The organism is Rhizobium sp. B230/85, from assembly GCF_019355735.1.
In the GTDB taxonomy this organism is placed as follows: domain Bacteria; phylum Pseudomonadota; class Alphaproteobacteria; order Rhizobiales; family Rhizobiaceae; genus Rhizobium; species Rhizobium rhododendri.
Window position 1 is genome coordinate 337,050 of sequence record NZ_CP072157.1, and the last position, 18,347, is coordinate 355,396.

An 18,347-nucleotide genomic window follows, 5' to 3' on the forward strand; every position below is an offset into this window, starting at 1 on the left:
GAAAGGCAGCCTTTTAGGAAAATCTCTCGAAGAGGTCGTGGCTCAGGCTGGAAATACATGTGCATCGGCCGGATCTATCGTTACATGAACGAGGCTTCCGACCTGAACATCTGCGCAGCTACGGCTCGGCCAATCGACGCGCAGCCGTACCGGGCCCTCTTCCAGATCAAGCTGCAGATAAAAGCGCGTTGTCTGCCCCTGAAACATACGCGCATCGACGCGCGCCGGATGGCCTTGACCGAGCTGCATCATGCGGATGTCCTCGGAACGCACGAAAACCTGCGCCCTGTCGCCAATGGCGCCGACCGAAAACAGCAGAGCCTTGCCCAACTGGACAGAACCGTCGCGTACCGGCAGATCAAACCGGTTTCTATTGCCGATGAAACCGGCACTAAAATCGGTCGCCGGCGCATTGTAGAGGTCGGCAGGCGTCGCAACCTGTTCGGCTCGACCGCTGCGCATGACGACGACACGATCGGCGACGGCCAGGGCTTCGGACTGGTCGTGGGTGACAAGTATGGCGGTGGTTCGAATGCTCTGCTGGATGCGGCGGATTTCGTCTCGCAGGTAATCCCGCACGACGGCATCAAGCGCCGATAGCGGCTCGTCGAGCAGGAGAACCGCAGGATCGGGTGCGAGCGCCCTGGCAAGCGCGGTGCGCTGCTGCTGGCCGCCGGACAGCGTGTTCGGATGGTGATCGGCGCGTTCGTCGAGACCGACAAGCGCGAGAAGTTCGTCAACACGGGCTGCGATCTTGGCCTGAGCCATTCCCCGCACCTTAAGCGGGAAAGCGATATTGTCGCGCACGGTCATGTTTGGAAACAGCGCGTAGGCCTGGAAAACCATGCCGATCGGTCGTCCTTGGGTTGGCAGGTCAGTCACGTCCTCGCCACCAAACAGAATACGGCCTTTGTCCGCCTGTGCCAGGCCTGCAATACAACGCAGCAGAGTGGTCTTGCCACACCCGGAACTGCCCAGAAGCGCGATCATCTCGCCGCTTTCCACCTGAAGACTGATATCGTCCAGGGCAATCTTGCCGCCATAGCGTTTGGAGATGCGGTCGATGGTGATCGTGCTCATTTTCCAGCCTTTCCCGGCATGGGGGTGCCGACGGTCGAGGCGCGCCCGAGCTTGAGCGCGACCACGCCGATCGATAGCGCCAGTGTGATGAAGAAGGTGATGATAGTCATGACGGCGAGAATATTGAAGTCGGCATCCGTGCTCTTCAGGAGGTTGAGCGTGTAAAGCGGCACGGTTTCGAAGCGGCTGCCGACCAGCACCTGCACGATGGCGATTTCGTTGAAGCTGATGCCGAAGGCTAGGATGGCCCCGCTGGCGATGCCGGGGCCGATATTGGGAAGGATAACGCGGCGGATCGTCGTCCAGAGGTCGGCGCCGCAGGTCCGGGACGCCTCGGTAAGCGCCAGAACGTTGGCAGCAGCCATCGACCCGTCGATGGCCCAGTACACGAAGGAAAAAGCCACCGCGACATGGGCTCCCACGACAAGCCCGACCGTTCCCTGCAGGAATGGTGCGTTATCGCCGGTTGCCTTCAGCAAGCCGAAAGCGATGACGAGGAGCGGCACCGCGAAGGGAATGGCTGCGAGAAGTTCCAGGACCGGTCGGATCGCGGGATTGCGGACCCTCTGCCAGTAGACCGCGGGCGCCACTAGCAGCACGTCGATAGCAGCGACAAGCACGGCAAGCCATACGGAACGCCAGAGAACGGACAGAAACCGCATGTCGATGAAGGCGTCTCTCCAGTGGGCGAGCGTATATCCGTCCGGCAGAATGCTCGTCGACCAACGGGTGGCCACGCCATAGAAAAAGACGGCAAGCATCGGCACCATGATATAGGCGATCGTCAGTACCAGCAGCAGAAAGGCAGCAACCGGTAACCGCCGCGTTCGCGCCAGCAGACCGACAACGGCGACCGTCGGCGTGGCATGCGGCGATTGTGTGGTTTGGAGGCTCAACTCAGCCATTGCGTCCCTCGTCGAACGATAATGCGGTAAAGGGTGAGGCTGAATGCCGCGAGAAGCATCAGTATGACGGCTAGAACCGGCATGCGCTGCGACCCGAACAGCGAACCCAGCATTGACTGGCTCATCTCGACGGTGACGAGACGAAAAGCCGTGGGCGATGTACCGAGAAGCGCGACCGGCACCCCGTACATGCCGACAGACCAAGTGAAAATCAGAAGCCAGCAAGCGAGCAGGAACGGCCGCAGCACCGGCCATCCGATCCTGCTCCAGAACTGCAGACGGGAGGCCGAGCAGGTTTGTGCCGCCTCCCACCATTCATCGCGCAGAAGGCTCATCGCCGGCAGGCACAGAAGGACGAACAGAGGCACGTTGCTATATTCGTAGGCTATGACCAGCCCCCAGAACGTGTTGGGTGCGGGCGGTTGCACGGGCAAGCCCAGCGCCTGAAGCGACAGTGTCACCATGCCGTAGGTCCCGAGCGCCGCCACGAAGGCAAAGCCGAGGCCGATGCCGCTGAAATTGGTGGCAACGTTGAGGATGCCGAGATGGATCGCCCGGTTCAGCCGGGTCATGCGCGACACGATCCAGGCAAGCGGCGCGCCGACGAGAAGCGCGATCGTCGCGACAGTGAAGCCGAGCATCAGGCTGTTGATCATCGCGGCGCGCAGCGTCTTGGCAGAAAAGACGCTTATCCAGTTGGCAAGCGTGAAGCCGCCTCCCGTCGCGTCCGCGAAACTCTGACGCAGCATGACCAGACAGGGCACGAACAGCATGAAAGTGGCGACGATGATGATCGGCAGAGCCAGCGACCAGTCGACGAACCAGCGCTTGATGATGCGCCAAGGCGAGGCCCTTGTGGGGCCTCGCGATGCGGCGGTGGAAACAGACCTGCCGATATCGGTCATCGGGATCAGCCTTCCGCGACCTGTTCCTGCCAAACGGCGGCGATCTTTTCGACGGATACCTTCGACCAATCAGGAATGATCTTGACGCCGGCGTAGTCGGCATCCGGTAACCATCCGGCCGTTGCTTCCTTAGGAAGTTTCAATTCGCCGAGCACCCAGCGGATCGGACGGGCGCCGAACTTGGCAAAGGCGATCTGCGCTTCGTCGGACAGGACGAAATCGAGAAGCAGCTTGCCTGCGTTCATCTTAGCCGTGTTGTAGCGGTTGATCATCAACGCCGACGGTGCGTAGATCGATACGGTCGGGATGACGACTTCGGCCTTGACGCCCTTTGCGCGCACGGTCTCGGCGGCGGCGATGCAGTTGAAATCGTATTTCAGCTGGATCGGCAGTTCGCCGCGTTCCAGCGTTTGCGCGTTCGAAGCAGCAGACGAGAACTGCGGCAGCATCTTCTTTGCGAAGTCGACACCCTTTTCGATGTCGACTTCGCTTCCGCCGTTGGCATAGGCCCATGCGATGAACATGGCGACATCGGTGCCGCTGGAGCCACCGGCGTTGATCGCATTGATCTTGCCCTTATATTCTGGCTTCAGCAGATCATCCCAGGTCTTCGGCACGTTCTTGATGACGTCGGTGTTGACGACCATGGCCGGCACGCCCGTGTAGGTCGCGACCCATCCGCCATTGGCGCCCTTCAGGCCGACCGGCAGCTTGGCTGCGCGCGGCGGCATATAGTCGGGCACCACCTTGCGGGCTTCGGCAACCGGCCCGAAGAGAATGCCGATATCGGCGGAGATCGCGACTGGATTGTTCTTTTCGGCGTCGAACTTGGTGATCTCCTCGAGCGAGCTCATGTCGGTATCGACGTGGGTCAACGAGAAGCCGTTGGCTTCGGCCATCTTCTTCAGGACTTCGCCGTAGTTCGCCCAGTTGTCGGGCATGCCATAGCTATCGAACTGAGCGGCTTGGATCTTTGCCTTGGCGAGATCGACCGGAGCGGACCAGTCGGCATCGGCGGCTGCGCGTGCAGCGTTTGCGCCGAAGAGCGGCAGGCCGAGGCTTGCGCCGGCGGCAAGGACCGTCGCGCCGGCCAGGAAGTCGCGGCGGTGCAGTGCCGGCGTCGAAAGGGATTTCGGAAAACGAGTCATGGTCAAGGTTTCTCCTGGGCGTTGAAAAGGCCGCACCCTTGGGTCGGTGTTGGCCCGATGGTTAAATTCTTGCAGGTCAAGTCACGGCCTCAGCCGGATCACTCCGTCATATGGATGTTGTGCCTCCCGGCCGCTCGCCGCGGGCAAGTCGCGCTTCGATGTCCGTGATGACCGGCATGAGATCGGCGACGGTATCGATCACGTAGTCGACACCGTGCGACGTCAGCGTTCGCGTTGCCTTTTCGCGCAGGGCATCGACATCGGCCTTCGTCATTGCTGCCAGTTCAGCGACCGTGACGCCGGCTTCGTTGCCGCTGAGGGCGACGCCGACCGTCCAGCATCCCGCTGCCACGCCCTCATCGATACCGACACCGGTATCGTCGATCTTGACGACGGCCGAGGCCGGCCAGACATTGAGGTCGATGAAGCAGCGATACATGTTCATCGGCGTCGGCCGGCCCTCCGGCAGGTCGCCCGCGCAGACGAGATTGTCGGTCTCATAGCCCTGCGCCTTTGCCAGCGGCAAAAGCCGCTCCATGATCGAGCGCGTATATCCGGTGGTGGAGCCGATCTTCAGGCCCATGTCGCGCAAACGGGCCGCAATCTGTTGGGCGCCCGGAACGAGATCGGCGAACTTGTGAACGACCGCTTCGTTCATCGGCACGAAGACGGCGTAGATGCGGTCGATATCGGCCTTCGTCGGCTCCGTGCCGTGCTTGTTCGCCCAGACTTGCCGGATGCGCGGCTGATCGAGCATGGCGGCAATATGATCCCATTTCGGCCGGCCCATCGGCTCCCTGGCCTCCACGACGCTGACCTCGATGTCGAATTTCGCAAAGGCCTCGACGAAGACGCCCATGGGCGCCCGCGATCCGAAGTCGATGACCGTACCGGCCCAATCGAACACTGCAGCCTTGAGGTGTGTCACGAGAGGACTCCGTGTTGTGAATGTGCCGATCCGTAGAGGTCCGCGATCACCTCCTCGCCAAGCGCGAATGCCGTGGATGCGCCGGTGCCGCCCGTCACAATGACCAGGCGAACGTTCGGTTGAGGAGCGTCGACCAGCACTGTCCTGTCTGCTGCGTGCGCATAGGAGCCTGTCCAGCGCTCGATGACCTTTCGGCCTGGCATGTCGAAGACGCGGTCGAATTCGTCGAGCATCAGGTCATCGAAGCGCGCGCTGCTGAAGGGCGCCGGGGCGTTGCCATAGACATGGGTGTCGCCGACGACGAGGGAGCCGTCAGCCGACTGGACGGCAATGAGGTGGATACCGGCCGCGCGCTTCTCGGCGTCTTCGAGATCCAGGCGGGCACCCAGGGCCTGGGCTTCGGGCAGGGCGGAGAAGCCTTCGTAGCGGGCAAGGCTGAGATCGGACATGACAGCCGCACCGAGCGTCGCTGGTGTCGCAGGGGCTACACGCAGCATCTGTAGGGTGCAGACATCGAGCCCGTAGGCGGCGATCCGTTCGGGATAGAGGCCGGAGTAATCGTCGCCTGGACAGACGACAACGGCATCTGCGCTGACCATGCCGCGACTGGTCTCGACGCCGTGGTCGCTCACCGCCCGGGCCGCCGTTCCCCAAAGGAAATCGACGCCATACGCATTCTCGAGATGGGCTGCGACCTTGGCAACGGCCTCGCGGGATTCGACGCGCAGCTCATGCGGGCTGTGGAGGATCGCTTCGATCCCGTCCAAACGCAGCGACGGCACGATATCCAGCGCCTCCGCTTTGCCGATCATGCGACAATCCTCGCCCGTCGGCGTCGCCAGGAAAGCCTCGAGTACGGCAGCGGCCTCTGCTCGCCGGGCCGGCATGACAAGGCCGCGATGATGCACGGCGATGCCGGCCTGCACGACGAGGTCTTTCCAGATGTCGCGGCTTCGCATCGCCCGCGCCCAGTGGGCGCCGGCCTGCTGCCCGGTAACCGTGACGAAGCCGAAATTGCGAATGGATGCGCCCACTGCGGCCGGGTTGCGCTCTATCACGACAACTTTTCGGCCCTGTGCGGCAGCGGCCAAGGCTGCCCCAAGTCCTACAATTCCAGCGCCGACAACGGCAACGTCATACGAATAAGGCACACACGGCTCCTTGAAAATCTCATTCGACCCGTCATCGTAAGCGCAGCGCCGGCACGGTTGCGCGATCACCGCGTACCGCAAGGCGCGCGATCTTGAAAAACAAAGGCCGCAAGCTGACTAAATTTGATATTCGCTCGCCAGAAGCGGGTGGAGCGCTCTTCCGGGCGTCCGATCCCGCTCTGATCTGGCAGTGCACCCACGCTAGCCAGATTATGTGACAGTTTTAATAATGAGCAATATATATAGATATAACCTATAATTATATCATTCCCGTTTGTGTCTATTGAGCGCCGCTACCACGCACGCCTTCACAGTTTCGGGCGTGCGCGCTCCTGCGCACGGGGCGTTGCGCCGGATGCGACGAAACGATGCTGGGCGGCAATCTTGAGAAAGGCGGCGATTGCTAGGTGATCCGTGCAACTCGGCAGCGCGATGATATAGTGGCCGATATTGGCCGCGGCGTCGGACAGGAGGGCGATGTCGATATACTCGTCCTGTGACACCTCCCCTTCGATCGCCACGGCGAGACCCATGCCTGCTGCTGCCGCCGCATAGGCGACGTCGAGCGTTGCCACCTCGACCACGGGCTTGAGGATAACGCCATGTTGGGCTGCCAGCGCTTCTACCTTCATTCGGGTACCGGACGCACGGTTCCACAGGATCATGTCCTGCCTGTGCAGATCGGAAACGGCAATCGTGCCGGTTGAGAGCAGCGGATGGCCCTTTTTCCCATAGATGACGATGCCGCACCGGCGGAGTTCCAGATTTTCAAAGCGCGGATCGGGGCCCGCTTGCGAGACCGAGGCAACATCCAGCTCGCCTTTGAAGACCGCAGCGGCAAGTTCCAGCGATGGTCCGCCACGCGTACTCAGCCGCATCTTCGGAAAGGCCTGCACGAAGGTGGCCAGTGCCGGCATGATCAGCCTGTGGGCGCTGAAGCCGATCGACAACTGTCCACCGACCAGGCGACCGCTGTCACCAAGGGCCCGATCGACCTCATCGACGCAATTAAGCGCAACTCGGATTTTCGCAAGAAGCGCCTCCCCATCCGGAGTGACCCGTATCGCGTGACCTTCACGGATGAAAATACGTGAGCTGCAGAGATCCTGAAAAGCCTGAACTTGCGTTGAAACCGTGGGCTGACTGACACCCACCGCCGCAGCAGCGCGTGAAAAACTTCCGGTGCGAGCCAACGCATCGACGGCTCGCATCTGAGCCAATGTGACAGACGCCATCGCAAGAACCCCTCAATATCGGCAAATGCCCGCGGCGTTTCCGGTGCTCGTTGGGGCGGGAACCTGAAGGTTATCAATTATGACAGTGTCGCTTACGTACCAGCTTTTAGATCTTTTCTTCAAGCGACTTATGCAATTTAACACAGTCCAAGGCGACCTCCACCAGTTGTGTTGGCGTCGTTTTTAGTTAGACGCTAAGATTTATAGCATGCTAATATTATATGCCCCGTTCTCAATTTCGTTTGCGCAAGATGCGCGGTACCGTTCACGAATGGGGTCGAGGCTGGCGTGCAGACGCAACCTCGACCCTGTACCATAAAGCTATGTATCAGGCGGCCACCGACCACTGTTCGGGCTTATCCCGCACAAACATCCGGTCGAGATTTAAAAAACAAACCATGTCTGCGCCCTGGACGATGATGCCATCGGAATAGTCGGCACCAATATCAGTGGCAGGAGGAACTGGCTGCAGAAGGTCGGCGGGTACGGTGAGAATGTCTGACACGGCATCCACCAACAGGCCAACAACACCGTTGCTGACCTCAGCAACGACAATGGCGCTGCGCTCGTTCGCCTGGGTACCGTCCATGCCCAGCTTGATGGCAAGCTCAACGATGGGAATGACGGTTCCCCTGAGGTTGATCACGCCGACGCCCTCGTCTGGCGCCTGAGGCAGCGGCGTCACAGGTGCCCATCCGCGAATTTCGCGGATCGACGTTGTCCTGACGCAGAACTCCTGTCCGTGCAGCCGAAAGGCAAGGATCTCGAGAGATGCGGGATTGGCTGAATTATTCGGCATCAGAACTCCTCCCAGTTGTCGGCCTTTGCGGCCGCCTGCTGACTCACGGCCCGGACGACTTGCGCCACCATCCGCCGTGCTGGCGAGGCAACCGGCCTGTGCTGTTCGCCGACGACAGTCGGCTTGCTTTGGGTCCGAGCGGCCTTCCCGAGGCCATTGCCTGAATTGCCCTGCGCGGAACCGATCTGAAACTGCGATATCAGATGGCGTAGGCGAACGGCTTCTGACGCCAGTGACGAGCTTGCGGCAGTCGATTGCTCGACCATCGCCGCATTCTGCTGGGTCACTTGGTCCATCTGGTTGACCGCGATATTGACCTCGGAGAGACCGACAGACTGTTCTCGCGATGACAGGGCAATGGCATCCAGCTGGACATTGATGGTGACGACGTGGCCTTCGATCGCCTTCAGAGCATCACCGGTCGCGCGCACCAGCGTCACACCGTTGCTGACTTCGCCAGCCGAGTTGCGGATCAGTTCCTTGATTTCCTTAGCTGCCTGGGCCGAGCGTTGCGCCAGTTCACGCACTTCCTGGGCGACAACCGCAAATCCTTTGCCCGCTTCACCGGCCCGCGCCGCCTCGACGCCGGCATTCAACGCCAGAAGGTTGGTCTGGAAGGCGATTTCGTCGATCACGCCGATGATGTTCGAGATCCGGCTCGACGACTGTTCGATGCGCTGCATGGCGTCCACAGCATTCGAAACCACCTCACCAGACTGACGGGCAGACTGGTTGGCCTCTTTCGCCACGTGACGGGCTTCTTCGGCACGCTTGGAAGAGTTCGCCACGTTCGTGGTGATCTGGTCGAGCGCTGCGGCCGTCTCCTCCAGGGAAGCTGCCTGCTGCTCGGTCCGCTTGGAGAGATCCTCGGCGGCCTGGCTGATTTCACGCGATCCGCTATCGATCGCGCCTGTGGCTTCGGCAACGGCGCCTAAGGTTTCCGAGAGTTGTACGACGGCTGCGTTAAAATCTCCGCGCAGGCTTTCAAAGTCAGAGGCGAAGGGCGTGCCGAGGCGAAAGTTGAGATCTCCGTTCGACAGGTGCTTCAAGCCGTCTGCCAGGCCGGATGTGGCTTCGGCCATCTCTTCTGCCCGCTTGCGGTCGAGATCAGCGACACGGGCCCGTTCCGCCTCGCTGGCGTTGCGAATGCTGACTGCCTCCTGCTCAAGCTCGCGGGAGCGCAGGCCATTTTCCTTGAAGACCTGGACGGCCTTAGCCATGCTGCCGACTTCATCCTTGCGGTCCGTTCCAGCCACATCGACGCTAAGATCGCCATCGGCGAGACGCTGCATCGTGTCTGCAATGCCGCGGATAGGCTTGACCAGCCAAGAACGGATTGCAACAAAGCCGATTGCGAGCACGATCAAAAGACCGGCGATAATGCCGCCGACGGTCACCGTTGCCGTGTGGTAGGAGTCAATAGTCAACTCATCGCTCTTGTCGTTGGCGCCCTTGTTGACCTCCTCTACGATCTGCGAGAATTTCGGGGTGATGGCGCGGAACGACGACTGGCATTCATCGATGAAAGTCTTCTGCGCGCGCGCAGCACTTTCGTCCGAGCGGCTGGCGTTGCCAAGCGCGATGGTGTTCGCGCAAGTCGTGTCGAGAATGCGCAGGCCTTCCGCTTTTATGGCGCCAAGATCGGAGCGCTGTGGAGCCCCGGCGATTGCGGCATCCATGAACTTTGCGAAGACGGCGCGCGAAGCCTCAAGTTCCTTGGCAGAACTCGCGGTATCCGCGTCGGTGCGCGCGATGGTCAGTTCGGCAATGGCAGTGCGCGCGCCTTGAAGAGTACGGTTCGCCCTGGCGAGCGCGATTGCTGCGGCTGCGTCGTTGGAGAGAAGATTGCTGTAGGACGTATCGATGCTTAGAATACGCGTTCCGGCGTAGCCTGCAACTCCAAGCGCAAAGACGCCGAACAGCGCCATGATAGTTAAGAATTTTCCAACGATTGGTATGTTTTTCATAGACGTGATCCAGCGGGGGTTTAATTTTCGGACCCAAAAGTCTCGAGTGTGGATCTGGTTCCCGATGCCTTGTACCGGTGCTTAACAGCGAATGTACGGAGACGATACAAAGCTGCAAAATGCGCGTGTGTGAAATTGACGTCCGCTGTCTCGCCCTCGACAAAATCTATACCGATATGGAAAGAGCAATGGCAGAGGAAAGCGAAACATGCGCCCCGAGTGTAGCTGCAGAAGTGGACGCGCAGACAGAGGCCAGATCTGATCAAGCGCATTTGCAATTGCCCCGCCGATTCAAACCTATTGAAAAGCAATGCGACAACTGTCACATTGTGCGCGACATCTGACGCAGGAGACGCACTATGGTTATTGTGGCCCAAGGGGGTATTCAAGATGGAGCAAGTGGAGCACTGCAAAAGGTGTCGGCCCTACTCGGCGGAACGCGTGTTTTATCGCGACGCCTAACCAGCGCGCTGGATGCCCATGAGCTGTTGCTCCACGGTTTGCCCGCATCGGCGGTCGATCACCTAGTAGGGAACTTGGTCTTTATCGGCAAAAGCCAATCCCTTGAGAAGGCCGTCGGCATGAGTTTGCGGACTTGGCAACGGCGCAAGGATGCGCCTTCAAAGCCGCTCAGCCAGGAACAAAGCGGACGGGCATGGAAGTTTGCTGAAATACTGGCAAAGGCGACTGATCTCCTGGGAACCCAGGGAGAGGCCGAGCAATGGCTTGAGCGTCCGGCAATCGGGCTGGACCAGCGTTGCCCGATCGACCTTTTGGGGACGCCCGCCGGTGTTGAGCTTGTCGAGGACTATCTCCAGCGGTTAGAATACGGCGTCTATGCATGACGTTTTTGCCCATCTCGCTTGGAGGCTCCGAGCTAATCGCATGGCGGCTCGATCAGGCGGCGTTCGCATCGACGTGGGACAGCGGCGAAGGCGCATACCGGGTTGGTGGCCGGTGGAATAGTAGGGGCATTCGTGCGGTATACTGTTCCATCGACCCAGCTACCGCAATCCTCGAGGTTGCAGTTCATAAGGGATTTCGAGCGCTCGATACCGTCCCACATGTCCTTACGGGTGCCGTTGTCACAGACGTCTCCGCGGTTCACGTTGTTGAGCCCGCTGACATTCCGAATCCAAATTGGCTCCGGCCGGGTATTCCAAGCGCCGGTCAACAAGCATTTGGCGACGATCTTTTGCAACGGCACCGATTTGTCGCCATCCCAAGCGCAGTCTCCTCTCATAGTTGGAACTTTATTTTCGTGGCAACCTTTGCCACGGGCTATTATGAGCCGAAATTTCAAGAGGCGTTCGCGCTCGACACGAGGCTACACCCACCCTCAGCATAATCATTTTTGGCCTGAAACACTCTCGCCCTGGCATCATTTGCGCTATACAGCACGCAAATTCACTTGGAGTATCTATGATAGAAGCCGCATTGCCCGACGAGCCGAAACCGTCGGTGGAACTGACGCCTGAACAAGCCGAACAGGCGCGTCGCGCTTATCTCCTCAAGCGTTTTTGGCGCAGTGCGCGCGGCTATTGGGGCCGTGATGGCGACAGGCTCGCATGGTTTTGCTCGATTGCACTTCTTTCTCTCATTGGCTTCAATGTCGCATTTCAATACGGGATTAACGTTTGGAACCGGAAACTTTTTGATGCGATCGAGCAGCGCAATGCCGGCCAGGTCTATTCCTTGGGCGCCTTGTTCCCTCCACTTGTGATTGGAAGTGTCTTTCTAGTTACCGTCCAAGTCTATGGGCGTATGCTGATGCAGCGCCGCTGGCGTTCCTGGCTGACAAAATCGCTCGTTGCACGGTGGCTCACCAATGGACGATACTACCAGCTCAACCTTATTGGCGGGGATCATCAGAACCCTGAAGCCCGCATTTCGGAAGATTTGCGTATTGCAACCGAAGCGCCGGTGGATTTTACAGCCGGTGTGATTTCGGCCTTTGTCTCAGCATCGACCTTCATCGTCGTTCTTTGGTCGATCGGCGGGGCGTTGACGCTCCCGCTGTTCGGCGCCTACGTCACTATCCCGGGGTTCCTGGTCATTGCCGCAGTCGTTTACGCGACAATTACATCCAGTTCGATCGCGTTTATCGGTCGAAATTTCGTAAAAGTCTCAGAGGCAAAAAACCAGATCGAAGCGGAGTTTCGCTACACTCTGACCCGCGTTCGGGAAAATGGCGAGAGCATTGCCCTTCTCGGTGGCGAGGAGGAAGAGCGCAACGATCTGGACCGCACTTTCAAAAATGTTCGAGAGCAATGGCGACAGCTTGCGCGCCAACACATGCGCACAACCCTTGTCTCGCAAGGGTCGATGTTGATTGCGCCAGTCGTGCCCGTTTTGCTATGCGCGCCGAAGTTTCTGGACGGCAGCATGTCTCTCGGGCAGGTCATGCAGGCGGCGTCAGCATTTACCATCGTCCAAGGTGCTTTCGGCTGGTTGGTCGATAACTACCCACGGCTTGCCGATTGGAATGCCTGCGCCCGTCGAGTGGCCTCATTAATGGTCTCCCTGGACGGACTTGAGCAGGCTGAGCAGAGTGAAGATGTTGGACGGATCAAGCGCGGACAGACGCAAGGCGACACGATGCTTAGCCTGAATGATCTTTCGGTATCCCTCGGGGACGGTACCGCTGTGGTGAAGGAAACCCAGGTCGAGATAGAGCCAGGTGAACGCGTTCTCGTGTCTGGAGAGTCCGGCTCCGGCAAGAGTACCCTTGTTCGGGCCATCGCTGGTCTGTGGCCTTGGGGCGGGGGGAGCGTCAGATTCCGCGACAATAGGGAATTTTTCATGCTCCCGCAGAAGCCCTATATCCCATCGGGAACCCTTCGTAGGGCTGTTGCCTATCCCAAAGCTGCAGACAACTGGACGGCTGATGACATTAATTCTGCCTTGGAGAAGGTTGGCCTTGGTCACCTGAGTGAGAAGATTGAGGAAGAAGCACCGTGGGATCACACCCTTTCAGGCGGTGAAAAACAGAGGCTGGCGTTCGCCCGTCTTCTCCTGAATAAACCTGATATCATCGTCCTTGATGAGGCAACGTCGGCGTTGGATGAGAAAACGCAGGACAAGATGATGCAGATGATGATCGATGAACTGCCGAATGCTACTGTGCTAAGCGTGGCCCACAGGGTGGAACTAGAGGCGTTCCACAGCCGTAAAATCACTCTGGAAAAACGGGAAGGGGGGGCTCGGCTTGTTAGCGATGTTGATCTGGCTCCGTTTGCCCGCAAAAGGTACGTAATATCAAACCTTCTCGCGCGACAGGGGAGGAGGCGGAAAATTTGACGAGTTCACACGGCATCACCATAAGCATTCTATGTTGATATTTTGGGGCACTTGCATTTTTGGCAGGTCGTCGACTTCAGCAATTTGCAGCAGGTCATCAGAACCAACGCTAAAGACATAGCTCAGGAGAAGTGTTCAAGCACCGCCAGAAACGTATGCCGGTCGCCCTGTCCCTCTGTCAGTTTAACGCGTCCCTCGATGTCGGCGAGATGGCAGTCCATCAGTTGCTTCGCTTTTGCGGCGTCCTTGGCCTTGACCGCCGCCACGATTATGCGGTGATGGTCCGCGCCGCAATCGTCCTTCCGGTCTTCCTCGTAAAGGGCCATGACCAGCGAGAGACGCGCGACAATCTTTGCCAGCATCTCGGTCAGGACTGCATTGCCGGCGATTTCCGCCAAGGCGATGTGGAACTTGCCGGACAGCACGGTCTTGGATTTCTCATCGCCATGATGATGGATGTGCTCTTCCTCATCCGTCAGCCTCTGCAGTGCATCGAGCTGCTCGTCCGTCGTCCGCTCCACCACGAAATCAAGCAGCATCCCCTCGATCTTGCGGCGTGCCTCGAACAGGCTTTTTGCCTGCTCGATACTCGGCTCTGGTCAGCTGCCATTCTGTTCGACGAGCGGGTCGTTGCTGCGGTCCGCCGCTTTATAGATTTTACTGCAAGCAGTTGTGTTGGCAGAACTTCCGACACCCGCGAACCGGTAATTAATGCCACGCCCCGCTGAGCTGCGTATGCAACTACCAACTCGCTGGCCTTGTTCTCGGTGCTCAGAATTGACGGGTCGGTGGTTCGAACTGGTTCAAGACCTGAAATCTTGGTTCCACCTTTTGCTCAACAAGGGCTGTTGCCGATGGCAGCTTTGCGCCTTCATCTCCGTCGTTCGGGTGGGTGCTACCTCTTCCCAAGGGCTGCCGTTCACTTGGCCGAGCGTGGACCGCAATAAGGTTTTCTATTCCCGTTTCATCTGTCCTCCGCCAGTAACCGGCAACTACGTCACCTTGAACAACTTGGCTTGGGAGCGATCTATGGCCACGAGATGAAGAAGGAGCGCCACTGAGCGGACGATCAGCCGGGTTGGATCTGTCCGACCGCTTCGTTGAGGTTGTCCTTCCTCGCAACCGTCAGGGGAAATCCGGTCAGGTTGAAAATCTTCGAACGGAGTTCGACGCGCACCGCAGGCTGGTTGACACTCGAAGCGTTGTGAAAGGTGAAAAGTCCTTCGATTGCCGGTGGGACTGAGATCGCCATGGTTTCGATCTGAGCATCGCTCGAGCCAGGTTCCATAGACTGGAAAATGGCGCCCAGCGCCGCCACCAGCTTGCCGCGTAGGAGTACGCTCTCATCAATGTCGCATCCGGGTGCAGCGCGCGGACGAGTTCGGGATACTCGTCCGTCAACTGCGCGGGCGTCATCGTGCCTAGGCGATCGGCCTCGGCGCTCGCGCGTGCGGGCTTGCGTGTTCCGGTAGAGGTGTCGGCGTAGTAGTTCTCGATCGCGCCACGGCGGAGAAAGAAGCAGCCGAGCCGTTCGAGCCCGTCGAGCAGCACGCGGTAGCGAGTGGCCAGCGCCGTCAACTTGACCCCAAGCTCACCAGTAAATGTGGAGGGGTCAGTCAGGAGCAAGGCGAGCGTACAGCGCCGACGCTTTACATCTGGGTCCTGCTTGTCCGACCAGTAGGGATACACCCCGACCGCCGCGTCAATCGTCGCGGTGTTCTCGGCGATCAGCCCGGCGAGTTCGTACCGCAGTTTGCCGTCGAGGTCGATAAGCGAGGGATGGCCCATAGCGTTTGCGATCGCATTCGCGCCGTCCGCTGCGCTGAAGTCGTTCACAATGCGGTTGTCGTCGGCGAGTGCATCGAGATCAGCAAGTACAGTCACTCGCATACCAAATTGCCGTAAAGAGCTTCCTTGCCTCGCGAAACTCGCCCTTGCCGAGTGCGGGGAGAATCTGGGTGTTGCGCGCCTCGATTTTAAGGCCGAGACGCCGGGCGGTGCGTGCCGCGACGATCTCGTCGCTTGGCCCTTCGACGAGCAGGATGCGCTCGGCGAAAAGCGCCTGCCGATGAGACAGGCTGATCCGCGCGACGAATTCCTTAAGCTTCGACGATTGAAGCAGGCCGTCGGCGGGATGAATCTGGCGGCAATCGGCATTGCCGCCGAAAAAGACGATGCCGGAAAGGTCGGCGAGCGAACTAAGGAGCAGGAACGACGGGGAGTGGGTCGAGATGACGATCCGCTTTTTGCCAGAATCGACCCAGTCGCCGGCGATCGTTTCCATCTCCTCGAGAATGAACGCCTGGAGCTGGGGATGAAGCGAGATTTCGGGCTCGTCGATGATGAGAGTTCCGATCGTGTCATCGTAGATCGCGGCAAGCAGCGAAACGAGCTGGGTGATCCCGCTTGCCTCGAGCCCGGACTGATAGCGAGCGCTGTCGGACATGGCGGTGAAGGACATCGCGAGCCCATTCTGATTCCACTGGAAGTCGATTCCCCGTTCGAAGAGCTGTTGCAGCCGCATTTCGACCTTGATCCGCAAATCCGCGCGCTGCTCGAGGTTCATCACGTCGCCAACAACGCTCTCGATTTGGTGCCAATTGGGACGATAGCTTACGTGTCCGTAAAACGCCTCGCCTGCACTTGATCCCACCCCAGGTGAATCGGTGGCCGCTCGGTACCGCTCGACCGGTCCGGTGCGACCTGTGGGTAGAAAACGGACATGGGCGGCCTCCGCGCCGCGACTTCGAAGCGCCTTTTGGATGGACCGTAACGCCCGCGTCTTGCCGCTGCCGTTGGGCCCGACAAGGGTGGTGATGCCGGAGCGGATCGTGACCGTGCCGCCGGACTTTCCCGTTATGACGTCGAGCGGGATCGCGACGTCCGTGGTCGGAGCGGCAGGGGCGGTCGAATGGGTACGTACTACGGGTTCGTCGGACACGGGAACCTCTCGGGATCGAAGTCTGCCTTTAGCGCTCGTCGCAGAGATGATTTACGATCGCAATAGTATCAATAGTAGAACGGCAGATTTCGCAGTCCAGTCGCTTAAAACCGGACAGTCAACTCTCGGCCCCAAAATCAGCCTTTCTCCCTTAAGTCAAACGACTTTCCCCGCTGTGGCATCTCAGCGCGTTAGCTCTATTCAAATAACAGGGTCGTTGGTTCAGATCCCTTCAAGGCGTACGTATTCGGATGCCATCCTTCCGAATTTTAGTTTGGCGCGCTCGTGGGTGCATACAGTGAGGCACCCGCTTTTCGTGCCGCGGCAGCTAAACGCTTGTCTCTGGTCCATAGCAACGATCGCCTATCGAGCAGTATCGAAGCCAGCAAATGTGCATCCGTGTACCCGATCCCCATGCTGAAAATCGAGTGCCGACCGATCATCGTTATTACTTCGTAATGGCTAGCGACTAGTGCCTCTCTCTGCGCCGAAAAAAACGCCATGACGGCCCCACGGTCGCGAAGACTGCCGAGCGCCAATTCTCCGACAACGACGGGGTGACAGAGTAGCCGGTCGTCCGCGATAACTTTGCGCAACTCCACGTCACCATGGCGGAAATGATCAATTCAGATCGAGGTGTCTACCAATATCACTTCGCCGCTTCGCTCCGGCGGCGAGGGGCTGCCTCTGCATCTGGCATGGTACCCCCGAGAGCAGCGAGACGCTTTCCGGATTCGACCCGCACAAGTGTCTCCAAGGCCTGGCGGACAAGTGCGGCTGTTTCCTTTGTTCCAGTCAGGGACCTCGCCTGTTCCATGAGGTTATCATCGAGATTGATAGTGGATCGCATGCTCTGACTCCTATCTTCGAACCGGATAATTAGCACCATTTGGTGCTAAAATCCATGCCTCACTAGCGCGATAATCCAGGGCCTTAAATCCGGATCCCTTCAAGCGCGAGCCATCTGGATGCGAGCCGCATTAGTCCGTTACTTGATTTCGAAGTTTCCCATTTTCAAGCAACAATTTGACAGTTTGCGCTGCGTTGTGTCGCATCTCGATGGCGGCATGGTCTGAATAGAAAGCCTTGTGCGGCGTTATCACCAAGCGTCCCGCGAGCCAGTCTTCACGGTTGCGCCACGCCGACAGCAGCGGATGGTCGCGAGGCGGTTCCTGCACCAGCGTGTCGATCGCTGCCGCTCTTAGGCGGCCGCTTTTGAGCGACGCTTCAAGCGCGTCGAAGTCATCAAGCAGTTCGCCCCGGGCCGTATTGACCAGAATTGCCCCCGGCTTGAGCCGGGCAAGCCCGTCGGCATCTAGCATGCCGCGCGTCTCTGTTGTCGTGGGACAATGGAGCGTAACGATATCGGATTGCGCCAGCAGATCATCCAGTCTTTGGGCGCGCTGGTACCCGACCGCCTTCTCATGACCGGGCGCCTGGCCGGGATCGTAGCCAAGGACCCGAAAGCCAAATGGCTTCAGTCGATTGACGACCGCGGTGCCTATTCGCCCTACCCCTACGACACCCACGGTGGCCTCATTCGAGCGCGAAAGAGGTGTCAGGCTGTGGATTTGCCATCCGGACGTATAGCCGCGAGCGCGGGCATCATGCTCCCATAGCCGCCTGTGCAGGGACATGATCATGGCGATCGCATGGTCAGCGACTTCCTCGGTGCCATAGTCGGGATTGTTCGCGAAGGGGATGCCGGCACTGTCCAAAGCCGAAAGATCGATCTTTTCATAGCCGACGCCGTAGCGCACGACGCCTCGGCAGCGCGCCAGATGGGCAATACTTCGGGTACCCAATCGCGCGCCCCAGACCATCAGAGCGTCCAGCCTGGCCAGACGGTTCGGATCGAAAAGCATCTCGTCGGTGGTGCCGAAGAAATCGATTTCGACATCGCTTCCCAGGACCTCCGCCTCAAGATCGGGCGCGCCGATCATGTGGTCGGTAATTCCAACTACATATTTCTTCAGCTGTCCCATTGT

Annotated in this window: 17 protein-coding genes and 1 pseudogene; 3 read left to right on the forward strand and 15 right to left on the reverse strand. The window is 59.2% G+C overall.

Annotation, left to right across the window (positions count from 1 at the left end; genetic code table 11):
- Positions 1-42: 42 nt before the first annotated feature.
- The 9 genes from J5289_RS19715 to J5289_RS19755 all read right to left on the reverse strand — a co-directional run bounded on the left by J5289_RS19715 (position 43) and on the right by J5289_RS19755 (position 10,118).
- Entirely contained in the window at positions 43-1,080 is a 1,038-nt protein-coding gene (locus tag J5289_RS19715; RefSeq protein WP_209185934.1) for an ABC transporter ATP-binding protein, read from the reverse strand.
- Positions 1,077-1,985, reverse strand: coding sequence for an ABC transporter permease (locus J5289_RS19720; protein WP_209185935.1), 909 nt, complete (start codon positions 1,983-1,985; stop codon positions 1,077-1,079). The genes J5289_RS19715 and J5289_RS19720 overlap by 4 nt, the downstream gene beginning before the upstream one ends.
- Positions 1,973-2,890 carry an ABC transporter permease gene (locus J5289_RS19725; RefSeq protein WP_161991026.1) on the reverse strand — a complete coding sequence of 306 codons (918 nt, stop codon included), beginning with the start codon at positions 2,888-2,890 and terminating at the stop codon, positions 1,973-1,975. The genes J5289_RS19720 and J5289_RS19725 overlap by 13 nt, the downstream gene beginning before the upstream one ends.
- A gap of 5 nt (positions 2,891-2,895) precedes the next feature.
- Complete coding sequence (locus J5289_RS19730; RefSeq protein WP_247749406.1) at positions 2,896-4,038, reverse strand: ABC transporter substrate-binding protein; 1,143 nt, start codon at positions 4,036-4,038, stop codon at positions 2,896-2,898.
- A 106-nt stretch (positions 4,039-4,144) separates the two neighbouring features.
- The gene (gene phnX / locus J5289_RS19735; RefSeq protein WP_142832243.1) at positions 4,145-4,966 is read right to left on the reverse strand and encodes a phosphonoacetaldehyde hydrolase; all 822 of its coding nucleotides are present in this window, start codon (positions 4,964-4,966) and stop codon (positions 4,145-4,147) included.
- The gene (locus J5289_RS19740; RefSeq protein WP_142832244.1) at positions 4,963-6,117 is read right to left on the reverse strand and encodes a TIGR03364 family FAD-dependent oxidoreductase; all 1,155 of its coding nucleotides are present in this window, start codon (positions 6,115-6,117) and stop codon (positions 4,963-4,965) included. Before J5289_RS19740 ends, phnX begins: the two co-directional genes overlap by 4 nt.
- Positions 6,118-6,425: 308 nt before the next feature.
- Positions 6,426-7,352, reverse strand: a complete 927-nt coding sequence (locus J5289_RS19745) for a LysR family transcriptional regulator (RefSeq protein ID WP_142832245.1) — start codon at positions 7,350-7,352, stop codon at positions 6,426-6,428.
- Positions 7,353-7,680: 328 nt separating this feature from the next.
- Positions 7,681-8,151, reverse strand: a complete 471-nt coding sequence (locus J5289_RS19750) for a chemotaxis protein CheW (RefSeq protein WP_209185937.1) — start codon at positions 8,149-8,151, stop codon at positions 7,681-7,683.
- Positions 8,151-10,118 carry a methyl-accepting chemotaxis protein gene (locus tag J5289_RS19755; RefSeq protein ID WP_209185938.1) on the reverse strand — a complete coding sequence of 656 codons (1,968 nt, stop codon included), beginning with the start codon at positions 10,116-10,118 and terminating at the stop codon, positions 8,151-8,153. Before J5289_RS19755 ends, J5289_RS19750 begins: the two co-directional genes overlap by 1 nt.
- Positions 10,119-10,477: 359 nt before the next feature.
- On the opposite strand from J5289_RS19755, the gene J5289_RS19760 reads away from it, so the two are divergent.
- The 3 genes from J5289_RS19760 to J5289_RS19770 all read left to right on the forward strand — a co-directional run bounded on the left by J5289_RS19760 (position 10,478) and on the right by J5289_RS19770 (position 13,418).
- Complete coding sequence (locus tag J5289_RS19760) at positions 10,478-10,963, forward strand: antitoxin Xre/MbcA/ParS toxin-binding domain-containing protein (RefSeq protein WP_142832247.1); 486 nt, start codon at positions 10,478-10,480, stop codon at positions 10,961-10,963.
- A complete protein-coding gene (locus tag J5289_RS19765; protein ID WP_142832248.1) occupies positions 10,960-11,466 on the forward strand; it encodes an RES family NAD+ phosphorylase in 507 nt (168 codons plus the stop codon). Before J5289_RS19760 ends, J5289_RS19765 begins: the two co-directional genes overlap by 4 nt.
- A gap of 74 nt (positions 11,467-11,540) precedes the next feature.
- On the forward strand, positions 11,541-13,418 hold the full coding sequence (locus tag J5289_RS19770) for an ABC transporter ATP-binding protein/permease (protein WP_209185939.1): 1,878 nt from the start codon (positions 11,541-11,543) through the stop codon (positions 13,416-13,418).
- Positions 13,419-13,540: 122 nt separating this feature from the next.
- Here J5289_RS19770 and J5289_RS19775 read toward each other — a convergent pair.
- The 6 genes and pseudogenes from J5289_RS19775 to J5289_RS19795 form a co-directional block, all read right to left on the reverse strand.
- Positions 13,541-14,014 (reverse strand): annotated as a pseudogene (locus J5289_RS19775) (FCD domain-containing protein); the annotation flags it as partial.
- A 544-nt stretch (positions 14,015-14,558) separates the two neighbouring features.
- The gene (locus J5289_RS19780) at positions 14,559-15,302 is read right to left on the reverse strand and encodes a hypothetical protein (protein ID WP_209185940.1); all 744 of its coding nucleotides are present in this window, start codon (positions 15,300-15,302) and stop codon (positions 14,559-14,561) included.
- Positions 15,286-16,359 carry an ATP-dependent endonuclease gene (locus tag J5289_RS19785; RefSeq protein ID WP_209185941.1) on the reverse strand — a complete coding sequence of 358 codons (1,074 nt, stop codon included), beginning with the start codon at positions 16,357-16,359 and terminating at the stop codon, positions 15,286-15,288. The genes J5289_RS19780 and J5289_RS19785 overlap by 17 nt, the downstream gene beginning before the upstream one ends.
- Before the next feature lie 269 nt (positions 16,360-16,628).
- On the reverse strand, positions 16,629-16,985 hold the full coding sequence (locus J5289_RS29355) for a type II toxin-antitoxin system VapC family toxin (protein WP_257625532.1): 357 nt from the start codon (positions 16,983-16,985) through the stop codon (positions 16,629-16,631).
- Positions 16,986-17,008: 23 nt separating this feature from the next.
- Positions 17,009-17,209: a type II toxin-antitoxin system VapB family antitoxin gene (locus J5289_RS19790; protein ID WP_142831764.1), complete on the reverse strand. Its 201-nt coding sequence runs from the start codon at positions 17,207-17,209 to the stop codon at positions 17,009-17,011.
- Between the two features lie 130 nt (positions 17,210-17,339).
- On the reverse strand, positions 17,340-18,344 hold the full coding sequence (locus J5289_RS19795; protein WP_209185988.1) for a C-terminal binding protein: 1,005 nt from the start codon (positions 18,342-18,344) through the stop codon (positions 17,340-17,342).
- Positions 18,345-18,347: the final 3 nt, after the last annotated feature.